The sequence below is a fragment of the Pseudomonas sp. PDM26 genome (assembly GCF_019219185.1).
Classification (GTDB): domain Bacteria; phylum Pseudomonadota; class Gammaproteobacteria; order Pseudomonadales; family Pseudomonadaceae; genus Aquipseudomonas.
In genome coordinates this window covers 124,474-142,998 of sequence record NZ_JAHUWC010000008.1, presented here as the reverse complement: position 1 = coordinate 142,998, position 18,525 = coordinate 124,474, and the positions used below count along the sequence as shown (strand labels likewise).

Below are 18,525 nucleotides of genomic sequence, written 5' to 3'. Positions count from 1 at the left end.
ATGAACAGCACGCTTATCCAGACAGACCGTTTCACCTTGAGTGAAACCGAGCGCTCGGCCATCGAGCACGAGCTGCATCACTACGAAGACCCGCGCGCGGCGTCGATCGAAGCCCTGAAGATCGTTCAGAAGGAACGCGGCTGGGTGCCGGACGGCGCCCTGTACGCCATTGGCGAGATCCTCGGCATCCCGGCCAGCGATGTTGAAGGCGTGGCGACGTTCTATAGCCAGATCTTCCGTCAGCCGGTCGGCCGCCACATCATTCGCGTCTGTGACAGCATGGTCTGCTACATCGGCGGCCATGAGTCCGTGGTCAGCGAAATCCAGAACAAGCTGGGCATCGGCCTGGGTCAGACCACCACCGATGGTCGTTTCACCCTGCTGCCGGTCTGCTGCCTCGGCAACTGCGACAAGGCGCCGGCGTTGATGATCGACGACGACACCTTCGGTGATGTGCAGCCAGCAGGCGTTGCCAAACTGCTCGAGGGCTACGTATGACCCTGACTTCCTTCGGTCCTGCCAACCGCATCAAGCGTTCGGCCGAGACTCACCCGCTCACCTGGCGTCTGCGTGACGACGGCGAAGCCGTCTGGCTCGACGAATACCAGGCCAAGAACGGTTACGCCGCAGCGCGCAAGGCCTTCGCCGACATGGCCCAGGACGACATCGTCCAGACCGTGAAAGATTCCGGCCTCAAGGGTCGCGGCGGTGCAGGCTTCCCCACGGGCGTTAAGTGGGGCCTGATGCCAAAGGACGAATCCATCAACATCCGCTACCTGCTGTGCAACGCGGATGAAATGGAGCCGAACACCTGGAAAGACCGCATGCTGATGGAGCAACTGCCCCATCTGCTGATCGAAGGCATGCTGATCAGTGCCCGCGCCCTGAAAACCTACCGTGGCTACATCTTCCTGCGTGGCGAATACACCACCGCCGCCAGGCACCTCAACCGTGCCGTGGAAGAAGCCAAGGCTGCTGGCCTGCTGGGCAAGAACATCCTGGGTTCGGGTTTTGATTTCGAGCTGTTCGTCCACACCGGCGCCGGGCGTTACATCTGCGGTGAAGAAACCGCACTGATCAACTCCCTCGAAGGCCGCCGCGCCAACCCGCGCTCCAAGCCTCCGTTCCCGGCCGCCGTTGGCGTGTGGGGCAAGCCGACTTGCGTGAACAACGTCGAAACCCTGTGCAACGTGCCGGCGATCATTGCCGACGGCGTGGACTGGTACAAGTCGCTGGCTCGCGAAGGCAGTGAAGACATGGGCACCAAGCTCATGGGCTTCTCCGGCAAGGTCAAGAATCCGGGGCTGTGGGAACTGCCGTTCGGCGTCACCGGTCGCGAGCTGTTCGAAGACTACGCCGGCGGCATGCGCGACGGTTACAAGCTCAAGTGCTGGCAGCCTGGCGGCGCCGGTACCGGCTTCCTGTTGCCGGAACACCTGGACGCACAAATGTACGCCGGCGGCATCGCCAAAGTCGGCACCCGTATGGGTACCGGCCTGGCCATGGCGGTGGACGACAGCGTCAACATGGTGTCTTTGCTGCGCAACATGGAAGAGTTCTTCTCCCGCGAGTCCTGTGGCTTCTGCACTCCGTGCCGTGACGGTCTGCCATGGAGCGTCAAGCTGCTGCGCGCGATCGAGAACGGTGAAGGGCAAGCCGGCGACATCGAGACCCTGCTGGGTCTGGTCGGTTTCCTCGGCCCTGGCAAGACCTTCTGTGCACACGCACCGGGTGCCGTGGAGCCGTTGGGCAGTGCAATCAAATACTTCCGTCCAGAGTTCGAAGCCGGTATCGCGCCTGTCAGCGCCGCCGTCCCGCCTCTGGCAAGGCCGATCCTGGTCGGCGCGTAAACGCTTAAAAAAGGCGAAGGGTCCGTGCCCTTCGCTTTTCGTGTGATGACGCCTTTAACGGCTGTGTTGATTCACGCGGATAACAAGATTCCATTAGCCACGCCCGCTGACACCGGGCCAACGAAGAACTTTGAACCATGGCCACTATCCACGTAGACGGCAAAGAGCTCGAAGTCGATGGGGCAGACAACCTGTTACAGGCATGTCTGTCGCTAGGCCTCGATATCCCTTATTTCTGCTGGCACCCAGCCCTTGGCAGCGTTGGCGCTTGCCGCCAGTGCGCGGTCAAGCAGTACACCGACGAGAACGACAAGCGTGGTCGGATCGTCATGTCGTGCATGACCCCCGCCACCGACGGCAGCTGGATCTCCATCGACGACGAAGAAGCGAAAGTGTTTCGCGCCAGCGTCGTTGAATGGCTGATGACCAACCACCCTCACGACTGCCCGGTCTGTGAAGAAGGCGGTCACTGCCACCTGCAAGACATGACGGTAATGACCGGCCACAACGAGCGCCGTTACCGCTTCACCAAGCGTACCCACCAGAACCAGCAACTGGGCCCGTTCATTTCCCACGAGATGAACCGCTGCATCGCTTGCTACCGCTGCGTGCGCTTCTATAAAGACTACGCCGGCGGCACCGACCTCGGTGTATTCGGCGCCCACGACAACGTGTACTTCGGTCGCGTTGAAGACGGCACCCTGGAAAGCGAGTTCTCCGGCAACCTCACCGAGGTCTGCCCGACCGGTGTGTTCACCGACAAGACTCACTCCGAGCGCTACAACCGCAAGTGGGACATGCAGTTCTCGCCGAGCATCTGCCATGGCTGCTCCAGCGGTTGCAACATCTCCCCGGGCGAGCGTTACGGCGAACTGCGTCGCATCGAAAACCGTTTCAACGGTTCGGTGAACCAGTACTTCCTGTGCGACCGTGGCCGCTTCGGCTATGGCTACGTCAACCGTGAAGACCGCCCGCGTCAGCCATTGCTGGCCAACGGCGCCAAGCTGAGCCTCGACGAAGCGCTGGATAAAGCCGCCGACCTGCTGCGCGGTCGCAACATCGTCGGTATCGGTTCGCCCCGCGCCAGCCTCGAAAGCAACTACGCGTTGCGCGAACTGGTGGGCGCCGAACACTTCTACTCCGGTATCGAAGCTGCCGAGCTGGAGCGCATCCGCCTGGTCCTGCAAGTGCTCAAAGACAGCCCGCTGCCAGTGCCGAACATGCGCGACATCGAAGACCACGACGCCGTGTTCGTCCTCGGTGAAGACCTGACCCAGACTGCTGCACGCATGGCCCTGTCCCTGCGTCAATCGGTCAAGGGCAAGGCCGAAGACATGGCCGACGCCATGCGCGTCCAGCCTTGGCTCGACGCCGCAGTGAAGAACATCGGCCAGCACGCGCTGAACCCGCTGTTCATCGCAAGCCTGGCTGAAACCAAGCTCGACGACATCGCCGAAGAGTGCGTTCACGCCGCTCCAGACGACCTGGCCCGCATCGGTTTCGCCGTGGCTCACGCCCTCGACGCCAGCGCTCCTGCCGTTGAAGGTCTGGACGCCGAAGCCCTTGAGCTGGCCAAGCGCATTGCCGACGCCCTGCTCGCCGCCAAGCGTCCATTGATCATCGCCGGCACTTCCCTGGGCTCCAAAGCGCTGATTGAGGCTGCTGCCAACATTGCGAAAGCGTTGAAGCTGCGCGAGAAGAACGGTTCTATCAGCCTGATCGTGCCAGAGGCCAACAGCCTCGGCTTGGCCATGCTCGGTGGCGAATCGGTCGACGCCGCGCTGCAAGCCGTGATCGATGGTAAAGCCGACGCCATCGTCGTGCTGGAAAACGATCTGTACACCCGTACCGACAAAGCTAAAGTCGATGCCGCCCTGACCGCCGCCAAAGTGCTGATCGTGGCCGACCATCAGAAGACTGCCACCAGCGATCGCGCGCACCTGGTTCTGCCAGCCGCCAGCTTCGCTGAAGGCGACGGTACGCTGGTCAGCCAGGAAGGCCGCGCCCAGCGCTTCTTCCAGGTGTTCGATCCGAAGTACATGGATGCGAGCATCCTGGTTCACGAAGGCTGGCGCTGGCTGCATGCCCTGCGCGCGACCCTGCTGAACCAGCCGATCGACTGGACCCAACTGGACCACGCCACCGCCGCCGTCGCTTCCAGCACCTCGATCCTGAACCGCATCGTTGATGCCGCACCGTCCGCCGCGTTCCGCATCAAGGGCATGAAACTGGCCCGCGAACCGCTGCGTTACTCCGGTCGTACCGCCATGCGTGCCGACATCAACGTGCACGAACCGCGCACCCCGCAGGACAAGGACACCGCGTTCGCCTTCTCCATGGAAGGTTACTCGGGCTCGGCCGAACCGCGTCAGCAAGTGCCGTTCGCCTGGTCTCCGGGCTGGAACTCGCCGCAAGCCTGGAACAAGTTCCAGGACGAAGTCGGTGGTCACATCCGCGCTGGTGACCCGGGCACCCGCCTGATCGAAACCAGCGGTGACTCGCTGAACTGGTTCGCCAGTGTTCCGCGCGCGTTCAACCCGGCCCAGGGCACCTGGCAGGTTGTGCCGTTCTTCCACCTGTTCGGCAGCGAAGAGAACTCTTCGAAAGCCGCTCCGGTTCAGGAACGCATCCCCGCTGCTTATGTTGCACTGGCCAAGTCTGAAGCCGACCGTTTGGGTGTCAACGACGGCGCCATGCTGAGCTTGAACGTCGCCGGCCAGACCCTGCGTCTGCCGCTGCGCATCAACGAAGAGCTGGGCGCCGGTCTGGTGGCATTGCCTGCGGGCATCGCCGGTATTCCGCCAGCCATCTTTGGCCAATCCGTTGACGGTCTGCAGGAGGCAGCGCAATGACCTTGTTCACTCCTGAAGTGATCGACATCATCATCGCGGTCCTCAAGGCCGTGGTGATTCTGCTCGCCGTGGTGGTTTGCGGCGCCCTGCTGAGCTGGGTCGAGCGTCGCCTGCTCGCCCTCTGGCAGGACCGTTACGGTCCGAACCGCGTCGGTCCGTTCGGCGCGTTCCAGATCGCCGCCGACATGATCAAGATGTTTTTCAAGGAAGACTGGACGCCACCGTTCGCCGACAAAGTGATCTTCACTTTGGCGCCGGTCGTGGCCATGAGCGCCTTGCTGATTGCCTTCGCGATCATCCCGATCACCCCGACCTGGGGCGTGGCGGATATCAACATCGGCATCCTGTTCTTCTTCGCCATGGCCGGTCTGTCAGTCTACGCGGTGCTGTTCGCCGGCTGGTCGAGCAACAACAAGTTCGCCCTGCTGGGCAGCTTGCGGGCCTCGGCGCAAACCGTGTCGTACGAAGTGTTCATGGGCCTGTCGCTGATGGGCATCGTGATCCAGGTTGGCTCGTTCAACATGCGCGATATCGTCGAATACCAGGCGCAGAATCTGTGGTTCGTCATTCCGCAGATCTTCGGTTTCCTGACCTTCTTCATCGCTGGCGTCGCCGTGACTCACCGTCACCCGTTCGACCAGCCGGAAGCGGAACAGGAACTGGCCGACGGTTACCACATTGAATACGCCGGCATGAAATGGGGCATGTTCTTCGTCGGCGAGTACATCGGCATCGTGCTGATCTCGGCGCTGCTGGTGACCTTGTTCTTCGGTGGCTGGCACGGTCCGTTCGGCATCCTGCCGCAGATCCCGTTCATCTGGTTCGCGTTGAAAACCGCGTTCTTCATCATGTTCTTCATCCTGCTGCGCGCCTCGATTCCGCGCCCACGGTATGACCAAGTGATGGATTTCAGCTGGAAGTTCTGCCTGCCGCTGACCCTCGTCAACATGCTGGTGACCGCTGCGATCGTGTTGCTCAACACGCCCGCCGTCGCGGCTCAGTGAGGAAAGAATCATGAAGTACATTTTTGACATCGTGCATGGCTTCTACACCCAGCTTCGCAGCCTGGTGATGATTTTCGGCCACGCCTTCCGCAAGCGCGACACGCTGCAGTACCCGGAAGAACCGGTCTATCTGCCGCCGCGCTACCGTGGCCGTATCGTCCTGACCCGCGACCCCGACGGCGAAGAGCGTTGCGTAGCGTGCAACCTGTGCGCCGTGGCCTGCCCGGTCGGTTGCATCTCGCTGCAGAAAGCTGAAACCGAAGACGGTCGCTGGTACCCGGACTTCTTCCGCATCAACTTCTCGCGCTGCATCTTTTGCGGTCTCTGCGAGGAAGCCTGCCCGACCACCGCGATCCAGCTGACGCCGGATTTCGAAATGGCCGAGTTCAAACGTCAGGACCTGGTGTACGAGAAAGAAGATCTGCTGATCTCCGGCCCCGGCAAAAACCCTGATTACAACTTCTATCGTGTTGCAGGTATGGCGATTGCCGGTAAGCCCAAAGGCTCCGCGCAGAATGAAGCCCAGCCGATCAACGTGAAGAGCTTGCTGCCTTAAGGAAGAAAGATGGAATTCGCTTTCTATTTCGCATCGGGTATCGCTGTGGTGTCCACGCTTCGCGTGATCACCAACACCAACCCTGTGCACGCCCTGCTCTACCTGATCATTTCGCTGATCGCCGTGGCGATGACGTTCTTCGTCCTCGGCGCACCGTTTGCCGGTGTCCTGGAAGTGATCGCCTACGCTGGCGCCATCATGGTGCTGTTCGTGTTCGTGGTGATGATGTTGAACCTGGGCCCGGCCTCGGTTCAGCAAGAGCGCGTCTGGCTCAAGCCCGGCATTTGGGGCGGCCCGGTCCTCCTCGCCGCGCTGCTCCTGGTGGAACTGCTGTACGTGCTGTTCTCCCACCAGACCGGTGAAGCCATCGGCCACACCACCGTAGACGCCAAGGCCGTGGGCATCAGCCTGTTCGGTCCTTACCTGCTGGTGGTTGAACTCGCCTCGATGCTGCTGCTCGCCGCAGCCGTCACGGCGTTCCATCTGGGCCGTAACGAAGCCAAGGAGCAATGACGATGCCTGCTATCCCTATGGAGCATGGTCTGGCGGTCGCCGGCATCCTGTTCTGCCTCGGTCTGGTCGGCCTGATGGTCCGCCGCAACATCCTCTTCGTGCTGATGAGCCTGGAGGTCATGATGAATGCCTCCGCTTTGGCGTTCATCGTTGCCGGTAGCCGCTGGGCGCAGCCGGATGGACAGATCATGTTCATCCTGGTGATCAGCCTGGCAGCCGCCGAGGCCAGTATCGGCCTGGCGATCCTGCTGCAACTGTATCGCCGCTTCCACACGCTCGATATCGACGCTGCCAGTGAGATGCGCGGATGAACCTTCTCTATCTGACTTTCCTGTTCCCCCTGATCGGTTTTGTGCTGCTGGCGTTTTCTCGTGGCCGCCTCTCGGAAAACCTCTCGGCGCTGATCGGCGTCGGCTCCATCGGCTTGTCGGCGATCGTCGCGTCCTATGTGATCTGGCAATTCAATGTCGCCCCGCCGGAAGGCGGCCACTACACCCAGGTGCTGTGGCAATGGATGGCGGTGGAAGGCTTCACGCCGAACTTCGCCCTGCACCTGGATGGCCTGTCCGTGACCATGCTCGGTGTGGTGGTGGGCGTGGGCTTCCTGATCCACCTGTTCGCCTCCTGGTACATGCGCGGTGAAGACGGCTACTCGCGTTTCTTCGCCTACACCAACCTGTTTATCGCCAGCATGCTGTTCCTGGTCCTGGCCGATAACCTGCTGTTCGTGTACTTCGGTTGGGAAGGCGTGGGCCTGTGCTCGTACCTGTTGATCGGTTTCTACTACAGCAACCGCAACAACGGTAACGCCGCACTCAAGGCCTTCATCGTGACCCGTATCGGCGACGTGTTCATGGCCATCGGCCTGTTCATTCTGTTTGCCCAACTGGGCACCCTGAACATCCAGGAACTGCTGGTGCTGGCTCCGCAGAAATTCCAGTCCGGCGATTTCTGGATGGTCATGGCCACCCTGATGCTGCTGGGCGGCGCTGTCGGTAAATCCGCGCAACTGCCACTGCAAACCTGGCTGGCGGATGCGATGGCCGGCCCGACTCCGGTTTCGGCACTGATCCACGCCGCGACCATGGTGACCGCTGGCGTCTACCTGATCGCCCGTACCCACGGCCTGTTCACCCTGGCGCCGGAAATCCTGCATCTAGTAGGAATCGTCGGTGGCGTGACCCTGGTTCTCGCAGGTTTCGCAGCCCTGGTTCAGACCGACATCAAGCGTATCCTCGCCTACTCGACCATGAGCCAGATCGGCTACATGTTCCTGGCCCTGGGCGTTGGTGCCTGGGACGGCGCAATCTTCCACCTGATGACCCACGCCTTCTTCAAGGCCCTGCTGTTCCTTGCGTCCGGTTCGGTGATCGTTGCCTGCCACCACGAGCAGAACATCTTCAAGATGGGCGGTCTGTGGAAGAAACTGCCACTGGCCTACGCCAGCTTCATCGTCGGCGGCGCGGCCCTGGCGGCCCTGCCTCTGGTGACCGCGGGCTTCTACTCCAAGGACGAAATCCTCTGGGAAGCGTTCGCCAGCGGCAACAACGGTCTGCTCTATGCAGGTCTGGTCGGCGCGTTCATGACTTCGCTCTACACCTTCCGCCTGATCTTCATCGCGTTCCACGGTGAGGTGAAGACCGAAGCCCACGCCGGTCACGGCATTGCCCACTGGCTGCCACTGTCGGTACTGATCGTATTGTCCACCGCCATCGGCGCGATGATCGTTCCACCGCTGCACGGCGTGCTGCCGCAAAGCGTCGGCCATGCCGGCGGCGAAGCCAAGCACAGCCTGGAAATCGCTTCGGGCGCCATCGCCCTGTCCGGTATCCTGCTGGCCGCGCTGCTGTTCCTCGGCAAGCGTCGCTTCGTCACCGCCATCGCCAACAGCGGCATCGGCCGTGTCCTCTCGGCCTGGTGGTTCGCTGCCTGGGGCTTCGACTGGATCTACGACAAACTGTTCGTCAAGCCGTACCTGGCGATCAGCCACATCCTGCGCAAAGACCCGCTCGACCAGACCATCGGTCTGATCCCGCGCATGGCCAAAGGCGGTCACACCGCCCTGAGCCGTACCGAGACCGGTCAACTGCGTTGGTATGCCGCCTCGATGGCTGCTGGTGCCGTGCTGGTCATCGGCGCCGTCGTGCTGGTAGCGGTCTGATATGAACCTTGCGAATTTGCGAAAGGAAACGAACCCGTCATGATTCTGCCTTGGCTAATCCTGATCCCCTTCATCGGCGGCCTGCTGTGCTGGATGGGTGAGCGCTTCGGCGCCACCCTCCCGCGCTGGATTGCGCTGATCACCATGTCCCTGCTGCTCTCCCTCGGCCTCTGGCTGTGGGCCAACGGTGACTATTCATTTGCACCAAAGCCTGGCGCCGATCCGACCTGGGCGCTTGAGTACAAACACGTCTGGATCCAGCGCTTCGGCATCAACGTGCACCTGGCCCTCGACGGCCTGTCGCTGTTGATGATCCTGCTGACCGGCCTGCTGGGTGTCCTCTCGGTACTCTGCTCGTGGAAAGAGATCCAGCGTCACGTGGGCTTCTTCCACCTGAACCTGATGTGGATCCTGGGCGGTGTCGTCGGCGTGTTCCTCGCCCTCGACCTGTTCATGTTCTTCTTCTTCTGGGAAATGATGCTGGTGCCGATGTACTTCCTCATCGCGCTCTGGGGTCACAGTTCTTCGGACGGCAAGAAAACCCGGATCTACGCGGCGACCAAGTTCTTCATCTTCACTCAGGCTTCCGGCCTGATCATGCTGGTGGCGATCCTGGGCCTGGTACTGGTCAACTTCAACGATACCGGCGTGATTACCTTCAACTACGCCGATCTGTTGAAGACCAAGATGTCGATGACCACCGAGTACATCCTGATGCTCGGCTTCTTCATCGCCTTCGCGGTCAAGCTGCCCGTCGTACCGTTCCACTCCTGGTTGCCTGACGCTCACGCCCAGGCGCCGACCGCAGGTTCCGTCGACCTCGCCGGTATCTTGCTGAAAACCGCGGCCTACGGCCTGCTGCGTTTCGCCCTGCCGTTGTTCCCGAATGCCTCGGCCGAGTTCGCGCCGTTTGCGATGACCCTGGGTCTGATCGGGATCTTCTACGGTGCGTTCCTGGCATTCGCGCAAACCGACATCAAGCGTCTGATCGCCTTCTCGTCCGTTTCCCACATGGGCTTCGTACTGATCGGCATCTACTCCGGCAGCCAACTGGCGCTGCAGGGTGCAGTGATGCAGATGCTGGCCCACGGTCTGTCGGCGGCAGCACTCTTTATCCTGAGTGGCCAGTTGTACGAACGCACCCACACCCGCGACATGCGCGAGATGGGTGGCCTGTGGTCGAAGATCGCCTACCTGCCGGCCCTCAGCCTGTTCTTCGCCGCTGCGTCCCTGGGCTTGCCGGCGACCGGTAACTTCGTCGGTGAGTTCCTGATCCTGATCGGCACCTTCGCCAGCGCGCCATGGGTCACAGTGATCGCCACGTCCGGCCTGGTGTTCGGTTCGGTCTACTCGCTGATCATGATCCACCGTGCCTTCTTCGGCCCGTCGAAATCGGACGCGGTGCTGCATGGCATGGACGGTCGCGAAATGATCATGGTGGTCGGTCTGGCCGCACTGCTGATTTACATCGGCGTGTACCCGCAGCCGTTCCTCGATACCTCTGCCGCTACGATGCATGGCGTGCAGCAATGGCTCGGCACCGCCTTCACTCAACTCGCTTCGGCCCGGTAAGAGCGCTATGGAATTCACGACTCAACACTTTATCGCGCTAGCGCCGCTGTTGATCACCAGCGCCACGATCATCGTGGTGATGCTGGCGATCGCCTGGCGCCGCAACCACTCCCAGACCTTCCTGCTGTCCGTGGCGGGTCTGAACCTGGCATTGCTGTCGATCCTGCCTGCCTTGAAAGTCGCGCCCCTGGCCGTGACGCCGCTGCTGCAGATCGACACCTTCGCCTGCCTGTACATGGCGCTGATCCTGGTCGCCACCCTCGCCTGCGTCACCCTCGCCCACGCCTACCTCGGCGACGGTGGCACGGGTTACCCGGGCAACCGTGAAGAACTTTACCTGCTGATCCTGATGTCCGCCGCCGGTGGCCTGGTGCTGGTCAGCGCGCAGCACCTGGCCGGGTTGTTCGTCGGTCTGGAACTGCTGTCGGTGCCGGTCTACGGCCTGGTGGGCTATGCCTTCTTCAACAAGCGCTCGCTGGAAGCCGGTATCAAGTACATGGTGCTGTCGGCAGCCGGTTCCGCGTTCCTGTTGTTCGGTATGGCCTTGCTCTACGCTGACGCCGGCTCCCTGAGCTTTGTCGGTATCGGCCAGGCCCTGGCGGCCACCGGCCTGCCAAGCTCGCTGGCACAACTGGGCCTGGGCATGATGCTGATCGGCCTGGCGTTCAAGTTGTCGCTGGTACCCTTCCACCTCTGGACTCCAGACGTGTACGAAGGTGCTCCGGCACCGGTCGCAGCGTTCCTGGCAACCGCTTCCAAAGTGGCCGTGTTCGCCGTAATGGTGCGCCTGTTCCAGATCTCGCCTGCGGCGAGCAGCGGCGTGCTGAGCGACGTGCTGACCATCATCGCCATCGCGTCGATCCTGTTCGGTAACCTGCTGGCGCTGACCCAGAGCAACCTCAAGCGTCTGCTGGGTTACTCGTCCATCGCCCACTTCGGTTACCTGCTGATCGCCCTGGTGGCGAGCAAGGGTCTGGCGGTGGAAGCCATCGGCGTGTACCTGGTCACCTACGTGATCACCAGCCTTGGCGCGTTCGGCGTGATCACCCTGATGTCCTCGCCGTACAAAGGTCGTGACGCAGACGCCCTGTACGAATACCGCGGCCTGTTCTGGCGCCGTCCGTACCTGACCGCTGTCCTGACCGTGATGATGCTGTCCCTGGCCGGTATCCCGCTGACCGCGGGCTTCATCGGCAAGTTCTACATCATCGCCACCGGTGTCGAGTCGCATCAGTGGTGGCTGGTCGGTTCCCTGGTACTGGGCAGCGCCATCGGCGTGTTCTACTACCTGCGTGTCATGGTCACCCTGTACCTGATCGAACCGAACCTGCGTCGCGTCGACGCCCAACTGCACTGGGAACAACGTGCGGGCGGCGTGATGCTGCTGGCCATCGCGGTACTGGCCTTCTTCCTCGGCCTGTACCCGCAACCGCTGCTGAACCTGGTTCAACAGTCGGGGCTAGCGGGTTGATCGCTTAGCGACACTTGGTAGAAAACAGAAACGGCACCTTCGGGTGCCGTTTTTGCGTTATGGGTCCATCGAGTTATCTGAGTTCCAGTAGCACGTATGTAATCGTCATCCCAATTAGAGTGACGGTCACACCCACTGCATAAATGACCAGAAGACGTTTCAGGTGAGGCGGAAAATTCTCGATATCTTCAGAGGCCACTTGGCCATAGCGGATGTACGCTTTCGGCCACACCACCATACCGGCAATTGTAGAGACCAGCGCATACCCTCCAAACCAGCCCTGGCGCCGCCATACTGGCCCCCAAATGAGGATGTGGCGACTGTTTTTCAAGGCTTCCATCATGGCATCCAGATGACGGCGGCTCAGGTAGAAGCAGTAAGCGATGTTCACAACGCCCACCAGAATTGGGCCGCCGGCAACAGTAATTGCAATCCACGGAGACCATGTGTCGATGCTGGTCATGGCTGCTTTACTTCAAATATTTTCTCACCTACGTATTCGCCCCCCCTACCCCCTTCTTCTGTCCCCACCCATGTGCCAATCCCTACCAAGGCCGCAAAGCAGATCACTCCACCTACTGCCGTGCTAGCCCCTAGCGCCAAGCAAACAGAACGACCAGCCCAAGGCACGCCCACCCCGCCCGCCATCCCACCTGCTGTGGATCCGAAAAATTTCCCTCCTTCAGTAAATTTAACCTTCTCACAAGCCGTTCCAGAGTCACCAACACAAACTTCTTGAATAGCCAGCAACGAAGAAACTCCGCCAATGCCAATGCCAATGTAACCACCAGCGCCCATGTACTTCGCCGCCCGACTAACCGCATTCACATGATTGGCATAACCTGGAATCTGTCCCGGCGCTCCGGCCTTATCCCAGTGATGCACCAGGCTACGACTGGAAATACCGAGCGCCGTTTTAAGCTTGGGATGATCACCCAATGTCGTGTAGCCACGCAGTCGAGTGGAATTCAGCAGGTGAGCGTCCAACTGGGCGAGCAGGCGCTGGCGCTCGGCGAAGAACTGCGGTGATTTGAGGTGGCCGTGTTGGCGATAGGTTTCCTGATGCAGGCGCTCCATGGCTTGCAAAGTGTCGCGCAGTCGGGTCAGGTGCTTTTCCATCACCGCCGCGCTGACGCCAAGCCAGGTCGAAGTCGGGCCGGTAAAACTGGCGATTTCCGCAGCGTGGCGGAACATTAACTCCGCTTCCTCTGGTGAAAGAGGGTCGAGAGCCGCCTTGACCTGTTGCGCGGCCTGCATCAACTGGGCTTCCTGGTAGGTGCAGGAGGTGTTATTCGGATCGCTCAGTACGATCAGCGAACCAGCCTTGATGTTGTCTGACGCTGGGTTGAGTGCCCGAAACTTGCTCATCACCTGAGGGTCAGGCGAGGCAAAAAGCGTCGCCTCCAGGGCTTCGCGGGTCATGCTTTTGGGCACCACATAGAAACCCGGTTCTTGAGGTTCCGCGCGGGCGAATATGACAGGCGCTGGAGGGTTCGAAGGGGCGAAACCAGGCTGACGTGGCGCGGCCGGTTGACTGGTTGCCGCACTGGAAACGGGTTGCACAACGCTCCTGTCCGTTCGCGGTGCGGGGTTAGCGTTGCGATAGGTGGCCGTGACCACCGCGGGGATCAGTCGGGCCTTGCAGGGACAATCGCTGTGGCTGTCCAGCGTGCCCGCCATGGCTTTGCCATGACTGATCATGTGCGAAATGCCACCGACAATTTTGTAAGTCTTGCCGTCCTTGCCACAGGTGACTCGATCACCCTCGCGGGCATGGGCAATGCCGTACATCATGATCCGGGTGTCACCATCCAGGACCTTGCCGCCACAGGTGGTCTTGTCATGCAGGCCAATGAAATGTCCTTCGTTCATTGATGTTCTTCCTCCTTGATGGAAGGCAGAAAGTCCTCGGTTGCGATTCGGTAAATGGCGTGAGCGGGATGAGCGTCCATGTATGCCTGCCCCTGGCGAACAACTGCCAGAGCTTCGTCGCAAAATTGCGCAAGTCGCTCTTCAGTGAAATGGGGGGCGTCAAGACTGCAAAGAAATTCAGCGGAGACTTCGTTGGTATACAAGGGGTGCACAGGTGCATTCATTTGCAACTTCCTTATCCTCATCGGTTTGAGTTGCCTTTCCTTCTCATCTCGGCAGAAGCGCTGAGCAGAGAGAATATTGGGCAACGACGAATAAGACGGTGGGTCGCGTGCTGAACGCAATCCAATGGCATAGCCAAAATGAACAAATAGGAATTTTCGCAATAACAAACAACCCATTTCCTACAACGGTAGTTACAAGAAGTATCTTTTGTGCAGTTGAAGCGCGCTGTGTGTGGTGTTTTTCACGAGCGAGCGTAGCCCGATGGGTAGACTAATAACGACATCTTCCCAGACTGCGTGACACCCCCCTGCTCACCTGCGCGGCGCTCAAAGAAATTTAAACACTCATGTTTAATCGTTTCGGAGAGTTACTTCGTTAAAGCTACAACACCTTGCGGCGTTACCTACAGGTAAGACAGAATCCGCCGGCTTGTGCGTCTTTGACATGGGTTCTATCGTTTGCCGGTCGCTGAAAAAAACAGTGACCGGGTTTGGTAGACCCGTAGCATCGACGCATAGCGTCACCTTTTTGCTGTCCAATGTTTGGCGGTATTTTTATGGTGGCCATGCGCAGGGCTCCTTCGGGAGCGCCGGTTCCGATGCCCGGTCTACCAACCTTCGTATGGTCGCCACCCTTCGTTTGGTAGCGAGGTGGTGATGGCTCCTTTTAAATAGCATCGGAGTTCCATCTATGTTCAAGGTCACACCTAATCCGCCAGACACCGATCCGGCTTCCCCGTACGAAACCCTCGATTCAAAAAGCCTTCACGAAGCCGCAGAGCGCGACATCGACTATCACCTGAAGCCAGAGGTCCCCATCATGGACACTCCGCGCACACCCGGCACGATGTTCATCGTCAATCCCGAACTAGATACCGAAACCCTCCTGGCCCATGCTTGCGAGTCGCTGGCCTCGGCAAATGTCATGACCATGGATTTGGCGGACCATATGGATGGGCCCAGGCGCAACTCCCTACTAGGTATTGCGCAAGTCATCATGCTGGGCGAACTTGCGGTCAATCGCGCGCTGGACCAACTTGACCCACCTTAATAGTCCCGGTAGCTGTGGCTTCGGCCGACTTTCAGGCACAACGCACCATTAGCGGACTAGTTTGTACCCCGCCAATGGTGCTTGGAGCTCTGACATCTAAAGGTTGTGCCTCAAGCTGCTGGATGACGATATTAATGCGAGAACGAAAATGAACCGTGACAGCTTTTCCGAACCCGTAGAAGACTTTGATGCGTTGGCTACTGAGCGTCTGAGTGATGCTGAACCCTGTCACCAACGTATAGGAGCGATGAAAGTTAAATTGGTGCTTCCCGAAGACTTCGACGCGCCTCTGCCTGATGACACACATGATGATTTCGAAGGCACCCACGAATAAGATCTCTGTTCCATAAGCGGTTAGCCAGCTCAGCGATCAGCGTTTCTGACAGATGTTTTTTCGGCTGGAAAAGCTGGCCGTCTGGCATGGCCTCTTCGTCAGACCGCCGCCCGGAAGCGGTGGATCAGGCACAAATGAAAACGGCACCTTCCGGTGCCGTTCGCCTTTCACAATACAACCAACTTACTTACGCGCCGCCTCCCACGATTTCAGCAGTTCGGCATAGCTCACGGTCTCGCCCTTAGGCTTCTCGTTCGCCAGTTTCGGCTTCGGGGCGCCCGGCTGGTCGAACCAGTATTGTGCATCACGCTCAGGGTTCATTTTCGGCGCGCAGGTGGCTTGTGCCTTCGAGCGTTCCAGACGGGTCATGATTGCGTCCTGATCCTTGGCCAAGCCATCAAGTGCCTGTTGCGGGGTTTTCTCGCCGCTGGCGGCTTCGGCGATGTGGCTCCACCACAACTGCGCCAGGCGTGGATAATCAGGCACGTTGGTCCCGGTCGGGGTCCATTGCACGCGGGCAGGGCTGCGGTAAAACTCCACCAGGCCACCGAGTTTCGGCGCCAGGTCGGTCATGGCTTGCGAGTTGATGTCCGACTCGCGGATTGGGGTCAGGCCGACGATGGTTTTCTTCAGCGAAACGGTTTTCGAGGTCACGAACTGCGCATACAGCCAGGCCGCGAGTTTTTGCTTCTCAGGCGTGGACTTCATGAAGGTCCAGGAACCCACGTCCTGATACCCCAGCTTCATGCCTTCTTCCCAATACGGCCCACGCGGCGAAGGCGCCATGCGCCATTTCGGCGTGCCGTCGGCATTCATCACCGCCAGACCCGGTTTGGTCATGTCGGCAGTGAACGCGGTGTACCAGAAGATCTGCTGGGCGATGTTGCCCTGGGAGGGCACGGGACCTGATTCGGAGAAGGTCATGCCAGCCGCTTCCGGTGGCGCGTACTTTTTCATCCAGTCCACATACTTGGTGGTGGCGAACACCGCCGCCGGCCCGTTGGTGTCGCCGCCGCGGGTCACGCTGGAACCCACCGGATGGCAGTCCTCGACGCGGATGCCCCACTCGTCCACCGGCAAGCCGTTGGGGATGCCCTTGTCGCCGCCACCGGCCATGGAGAACCAGGCATCGGTGAAGCGCCAGCCCAGGGACGGGTCTTTCTTGCCGTAGTCCATGTGCCCGTAGACGCGTTTGCCGTCGATTTCCTTGACGTCTTCGCTGAAGAATTTGGCGATGTCTTCATAGGCTGACCAGTTCACCGGCACGCCGAGCTCGTAGCCGTACTTTTCCTTGAACCTGGCTTTCAGCTCCGGACGCTCGAACCAGTCGGCGCGGAACCAGTAGAGGTTGGCGAACTGCTGGTCAGGCAGTTGATAGATCTTGCCGTCCGGTGCGGTGGTGAAGGAAATACCGATGAAATCCTTGATGTCCAGGGTCGGCGAGGTGAAGTCCTTGCCTTCATTGGCCATCAGGTCGGTGATCGATTCGGTCTTGCCGTAGCGAAAGTGCGTGCCGATCAGGTCCGAATCGTTGACCCAGCCGTCATAGATACTCTTGTCCGATTGCATCACGGTCTGCAGTTTTTCCACCACGTCGCCTTCCTGCAGCAGGTCGTGGGTCAGCTTGATCCCGGTGATCTCGGTGAAAGCCTTGGCCAGCACCTTGGACTCGTATTCGTGGGTGGCGATGGTTTCCGACACCACCTTGATGTTCATCCCGCGAAATGGCTCCGCCGCCTTGATGAACCACTTCAGCTCTTCCAGTTGTTGTTCGGCCGTGAGTGTGGACGGCTTGAATTCACTGCCGATCCATTTCTTCGCGGCATCTTCGTAGGCATCGGCCCAGGCCGAAGCGCTCAAACCGCTGAGTGCCAGCATGGCTGCCAATGAAATGCTATGTCGCAGCTTATTGTTTTTGTCGAACATAGAGACCTCCTGTTTAAGTTTCGGAGCAACATTGCCGAGCGATTCGACTAGCCCCAACGCATCACAGCCAACAGCCACACCAGGGACAACGCGAAGGCGACCCAGATGCTCCAGTCGGTGACGCCGATTACCAGCAAGTGCAGGTAGGCGCTGCCGAGAAGACCGATAAACAAGCGATCGCCACGGGTGGTGGCAATCGGCAGAAAACCACGCCGAAGGATGCTCGGCGAACGCAATTCCCAGGTGGTCATGACCACCAGGATCAGGGCAATCACGCTGAAGAATGCCGCCGTGGGGGTGGTCCAGCTCATCCATTCCATCATCAGTTCCTCATACCCGGCCCAGGGCAAAGCCCTTGGCCACATGGTTGCGCACGAACCAGATCACTAGCATGCCCGGCAGGATGGTCAACACCCCCGCCGCCGCCAGCACGCCCCAGTCGATACCGGATGCCGAGACCGTGCGGGTCATCACCGCGGCGATCGGTTTGGCGTTCACCGAAGTGAGGGTTCGCGCCAGCAGCAGTTCGACCCAGGAAAACATGAAGCAGAAGAACGCCGTGACGCCAATGCCGGAGCCAATCAGCGGGATGAAAATCTTCACGAAGAACTTGGGAAAACTGTAGCCATCGATGTAGGCGGTTTCGTCGATTTCCTTGGGCACGCCGGACATGAAGCCTTCGAGAATCCAAACGGCCAGCGGCACGTTGAACAGGCAGTGGGCCAAGGCCACGGCGATGTGGGTGTCGAACAGCCCGATTGAGGAATACAGCTGGAAGAACGGCAACAGGAACACCGCCGGTGGCGCCATACGGTTGGTCAGCAGCCAGAAGAACAGGTGCTTGTCACCCAGAAAGCGATAGCGCGAGAAAGCATAGGCCGCCGGTAGCGCCACGGTCAGGGAAATGATTGTGTTCAGGCTCACGTAGTACGCCGAGTTGATGTAGCCGGTGTACCAGCTCGGATCGGTGAAGATCACCTTGTAGTTGGCCAAGGTGAAATCCTGTGGGAAAAGCGTCAGGCCGCCGAGGATTTCGGTGTTGCTCTTGAAGGACATGTTCAGCAGCCAGTAGATCGGCACCAGCAGGAACAGGATGTAGATCAGCAGCGGAATAAGCTTTCTCTTGCTCATGGCCGGGC

The 18,525-nt window shown here is 60.0% G+C and carries 18 protein-coding genes; 12 read left to right on the top strand and 6 right to left on the bottom strand.

Features of this window, described 5'->3' with window-relative positions:
* From nuoE to nuoN, 10 genes are all read left to right on the top strand, one after another.
* Positions 1-498, top strand: coding sequence for an NADH-quinone oxidoreductase subunit NuoE (nuoE, locus tag KW849_RS16990; RefSeq protein WP_129394523.1), 498 nt, complete (start codon positions 1-3; stop codon positions 496-498).
* On the top strand, positions 495-1,850 hold the full coding sequence (nuoF, locus tag KW849_RS16985; protein ID WP_108217848.1) for an NADH-quinone oxidoreductase subunit NuoF: 1,356 nt from the start codon (positions 495-497) through the stop codon (positions 1,848-1,850). Before nuoE ends, nuoF begins: the two co-directional genes overlap by 4 nt.
* Positions 1,851-1,987: 137 nt before the next feature.
* On the top strand, positions 1,988-4,702 hold the full coding sequence (gene nuoG, locus KW849_RS16980; protein ID WP_218430477.1) for an NADH-quinone oxidoreductase subunit NuoG: 2,715 nt from the start codon (positions 1,988-1,990) through the stop codon (positions 4,700-4,702).
* The gene (gene nuoH / locus KW849_RS16975; RefSeq protein WP_046037838.1) at positions 4,699-5,706 is read left to right on the top strand and encodes an NADH-quinone oxidoreductase subunit NuoH; all 1,008 of its coding nucleotides are present in this window, start codon (positions 4,699-4,701) and stop codon (positions 5,704-5,706) included. Before nuoG ends, nuoH begins: the two co-directional genes overlap by 4 nt.
* A 10-nt stretch (positions 5,707-5,716) precedes the next feature.
* Positions 5,717-6,262 carry an NADH-quinone oxidoreductase subunit NuoI gene (gene nuoI / locus KW849_RS16970; RefSeq protein ID WP_015094374.1) on the top strand — a complete coding sequence of 182 codons (546 nt, stop codon included), beginning with the start codon at positions 5,717-5,719 and terminating at the stop codon, positions 6,260-6,262.
* Between the two features lie 9 nt (positions 6,263-6,271).
* Positions 6,272-6,775 (top strand): NADH-quinone oxidoreductase subunit J, encoded by a 504-nt coding sequence (gene nuoJ, locus KW849_RS16965; RefSeq protein WP_218430476.1) that lies wholly within the window; start codon positions 6,272-6,274, stop codon positions 6,773-6,775.
* A 2-nt stretch (positions 6,776-6,777) separates the two neighbouring features.
* Positions 6,778-7,086 (top strand): NADH-quinone oxidoreductase subunit NuoK, encoded by a 309-nt coding sequence (nuoK, locus tag KW849_RS16960; protein WP_007946416.1) that lies wholly within the window; start codon positions 6,778-6,780, stop codon positions 7,084-7,086.
* The gene (nuoL, locus tag KW849_RS16955) at positions 7,083-8,936 is read left to right on the top strand and encodes an NADH-quinone oxidoreductase subunit L (RefSeq protein ID WP_218430475.1); all 1,854 of its coding nucleotides are present in this window, start codon (positions 7,083-7,085) and stop codon (positions 8,934-8,936) included. The genes nuoK and nuoL overlap by 4 nt, the downstream gene beginning before the upstream one ends.
* Before the next feature lie 39 nt (positions 8,937-8,975).
* Complete coding sequence (nuoM, locus tag KW849_RS16950) at positions 8,976-10,508, top strand: NADH-quinone oxidoreductase subunit M (RefSeq protein ID WP_218430474.1); 1,533 nt, start codon at positions 8,976-8,978, stop codon at positions 10,506-10,508.
* Positions 10,509-10,515: 7 nt separating this feature from the next.
* Positions 10,516-11,979 carry an NADH-quinone oxidoreductase subunit NuoN gene (gene nuoN / locus KW849_RS16945; protein WP_218430473.1) on the top strand — a complete coding sequence of 488 codons (1,464 nt, stop codon included), beginning with the start codon at positions 10,516-10,518 and terminating at the stop codon, positions 11,977-11,979.
* Between the two features lie 73 nt (positions 11,980-12,052).
* On the opposite strand, the gene KW849_RS16940 is transcribed toward nuoN, so the two are convergent.
* The 3 genes from KW849_RS16940 to KW849_RS16930 are packed head-to-tail and all read right to left on the bottom strand — an operon-like array spanning position 12,053 to position 14,075.
* Positions 12,053-12,442, bottom strand: coding sequence for a hypothetical protein (locus KW849_RS16940; RefSeq protein ID WP_108217842.1), 390 nt, complete (start codon positions 12,440-12,442; stop codon positions 12,053-12,055).
* Entirely contained in the window at positions 12,439-13,851 is a 1,413-nt protein-coding gene (locus KW849_RS16935; RefSeq protein ID WP_218430472.1) for a PAAR domain-containing protein, read from the bottom strand. Before KW849_RS16935 ends, KW849_RS16940 begins: the two co-directional genes overlap by 4 nt.
* Positions 13,848-14,075: a hypothetical protein gene (locus KW849_RS16930; RefSeq protein WP_218430471.1), complete on the bottom strand. Its 228-nt coding sequence runs from the start codon at positions 14,073-14,075 to the stop codon at positions 13,848-13,850. Before KW849_RS16930 ends, KW849_RS16935 begins: the two co-directional genes overlap by 4 nt.
* Positions 14,076-14,766: 691 nt before the next feature.
* Here KW849_RS16930 and KW849_RS16925 point away from each other — a divergent pair.
* On the top strand, positions 14,767-15,126 hold the full coding sequence (locus tag KW849_RS16925; protein WP_218430470.1) for a DUF6124 family protein: 360 nt from the start codon (positions 14,767-14,769) through the stop codon (positions 15,124-15,126).
* A 148-nt stretch (positions 15,127-15,274) separates the two neighbouring features.
* Positions 15,275-15,460 carry a hypothetical protein gene (locus KW849_RS16920; protein ID WP_218430469.1) on the top strand — a complete coding sequence of 62 codons (186 nt, stop codon included), beginning with the start codon at positions 15,275-15,277 and terminating at the stop codon, positions 15,458-15,460.
* A 183-nt stretch (positions 15,461-15,643) separates the two neighbouring features.
* On the opposite strand, the gene KW849_RS16915 is transcribed toward KW849_RS16920, so the two are convergent.
* Genes KW849_RS16915 through KW849_RS16905 form a run of 3 tightly spaced genes read right to left on the bottom strand, consistent with a single transcriptional unit; the run spans position 15,644 to position 18,517 of the window.
* Positions 15,644-17,386: an ABC transporter substrate-binding protein gene (locus tag KW849_RS16915; protein WP_218430468.1), complete on the bottom strand. Its 1,743-nt coding sequence runs from the start codon at positions 17,384-17,386 to the stop codon at positions 15,644-15,646.
* Positions 17,387-17,433: 47 nt separating this feature from the next.
* On the bottom strand, positions 17,434-17,706 hold the full coding sequence (locus KW849_RS16910) for a DUF2160 domain-containing protein (RefSeq protein WP_218430467.1): 273 nt from the start codon (positions 17,704-17,706) through the stop codon (positions 17,434-17,436).
* 10 nt (positions 17,707-17,716) lie between these two features.
* A complete protein-coding gene (locus tag KW849_RS16905; RefSeq protein WP_108219064.1) occupies positions 17,717-18,517 on the bottom strand; it encodes a carbohydrate ABC transporter permease in 801 nt (266 codons plus the stop codon).
* Positions 18,518-18,525: the final 8 nt, after the last annotated feature.

Coding starts and splice junctions, on each gene's coding strand:
- nuoM (WP_218430474.1), top strand. CDS start 8,976: ATGATTCTGCCTTGGCTAATCCTGATCCCCTTCATCGGCGGCCTGCTG.
- KW849_RS16910 (WP_218430467.1), bottom strand. CDS start 17,706: ATGGAATGGATGAGCTGGACCACCCCCACGGCGGCATTCTTCAGCGTG.
- nuoG (WP_218430477.1), top strand. CDS start 1,988: ATGGCCACTATCCACGTAGACGGCAAAGAGCTCGAAGTCGATGGGGCA.
- nuoK (WP_007946416.1), top strand. CDS start 6,778: ATGCCTGCTATCCCTATGGAGCATGGTCTGGCGGTCGCCGGCATCCTG.
- KW849_RS16935 (WP_218430472.1), bottom strand. CDS start 13,851: ATGAACGAAGGACATTTCATTGGCCTGCATGACAAGACCACCTGTGGC.
- nuoF (WP_108217848.1), top strand. CDS start 495: ATGACCCTGACTTCCTTCGGTCCTGCCAACCGCATCAAGCGTTCGGCC.
- nuoH (WP_046037838.1), top strand. CDS start 4,699: ATGACCTTGTTCACTCCTGAAGTGATCGACATCATCATCGCGGTCCTC.
- KW849_RS16920 (WP_218430469.1), top strand. CDS start 15,275: ATGAACCGTGACAGCTTTTCCGAACCCGTAGAAGACTTTGATGCGTTG.
- nuoN (WP_218430473.1), top strand. CDS start 10,516: ATGGAATTCACGACTCAACACTTTATCGCGCTAGCGCCGCTGTTGATC.
- KW849_RS16940 (WP_108217842.1), bottom strand. CDS start 12,442: ATGACCAGCATCGACACATGGTCTCCGTGGATTGCAATTACTGTTGCC.
- nuoI (WP_015094374.1), top strand. CDS start 5,717: ATGAAGTACATTTTTGACATCGTGCATGGCTTCTACACCCAGCTTCGC.
- KW849_RS16930 (WP_218430471.1), bottom strand. CDS start 14,075: ATGAATGCACCTGTGCACCCCTTGTATACCAACGAAGTCTCCGCTGAA.
- KW849_RS16925 (WP_218430470.1), top strand. CDS start 14,767: ATGTTCAAGGTCACACCTAATCCGCCAGACACCGATCCGGCTTCCCCG.
- KW849_RS16905 (WP_108219064.1), bottom strand. CDS start 18,517: ATGAGCAAGAGAAAGCTTATTCCGCTGCTGATCTACATCCTGTTCCTG.
- nuoE (WP_129394523.1), top strand. CDS start 1: ATGAACAGCACGCTTATCCAGACAGACCGTTTCACCTTGAGTGAAACC.
- nuoJ (WP_218430476.1), top strand. CDS start 6,272: ATGGAATTCGCTTTCTATTTCGCATCGGGTATCGCTGTGGTGTCCACG.
- KW849_RS16915 (WP_218430468.1), bottom strand. CDS start 17,386: ATGTTCGACAAAAACAATAAGCTGCGACATAGCATTTCATTGGCAGCC.
- nuoL (WP_218430475.1), top strand. CDS start 7,083: ATGAACCTTCTCTATCTGACTTTCCTGTTCCCCCTGATCGGTTTTGTG.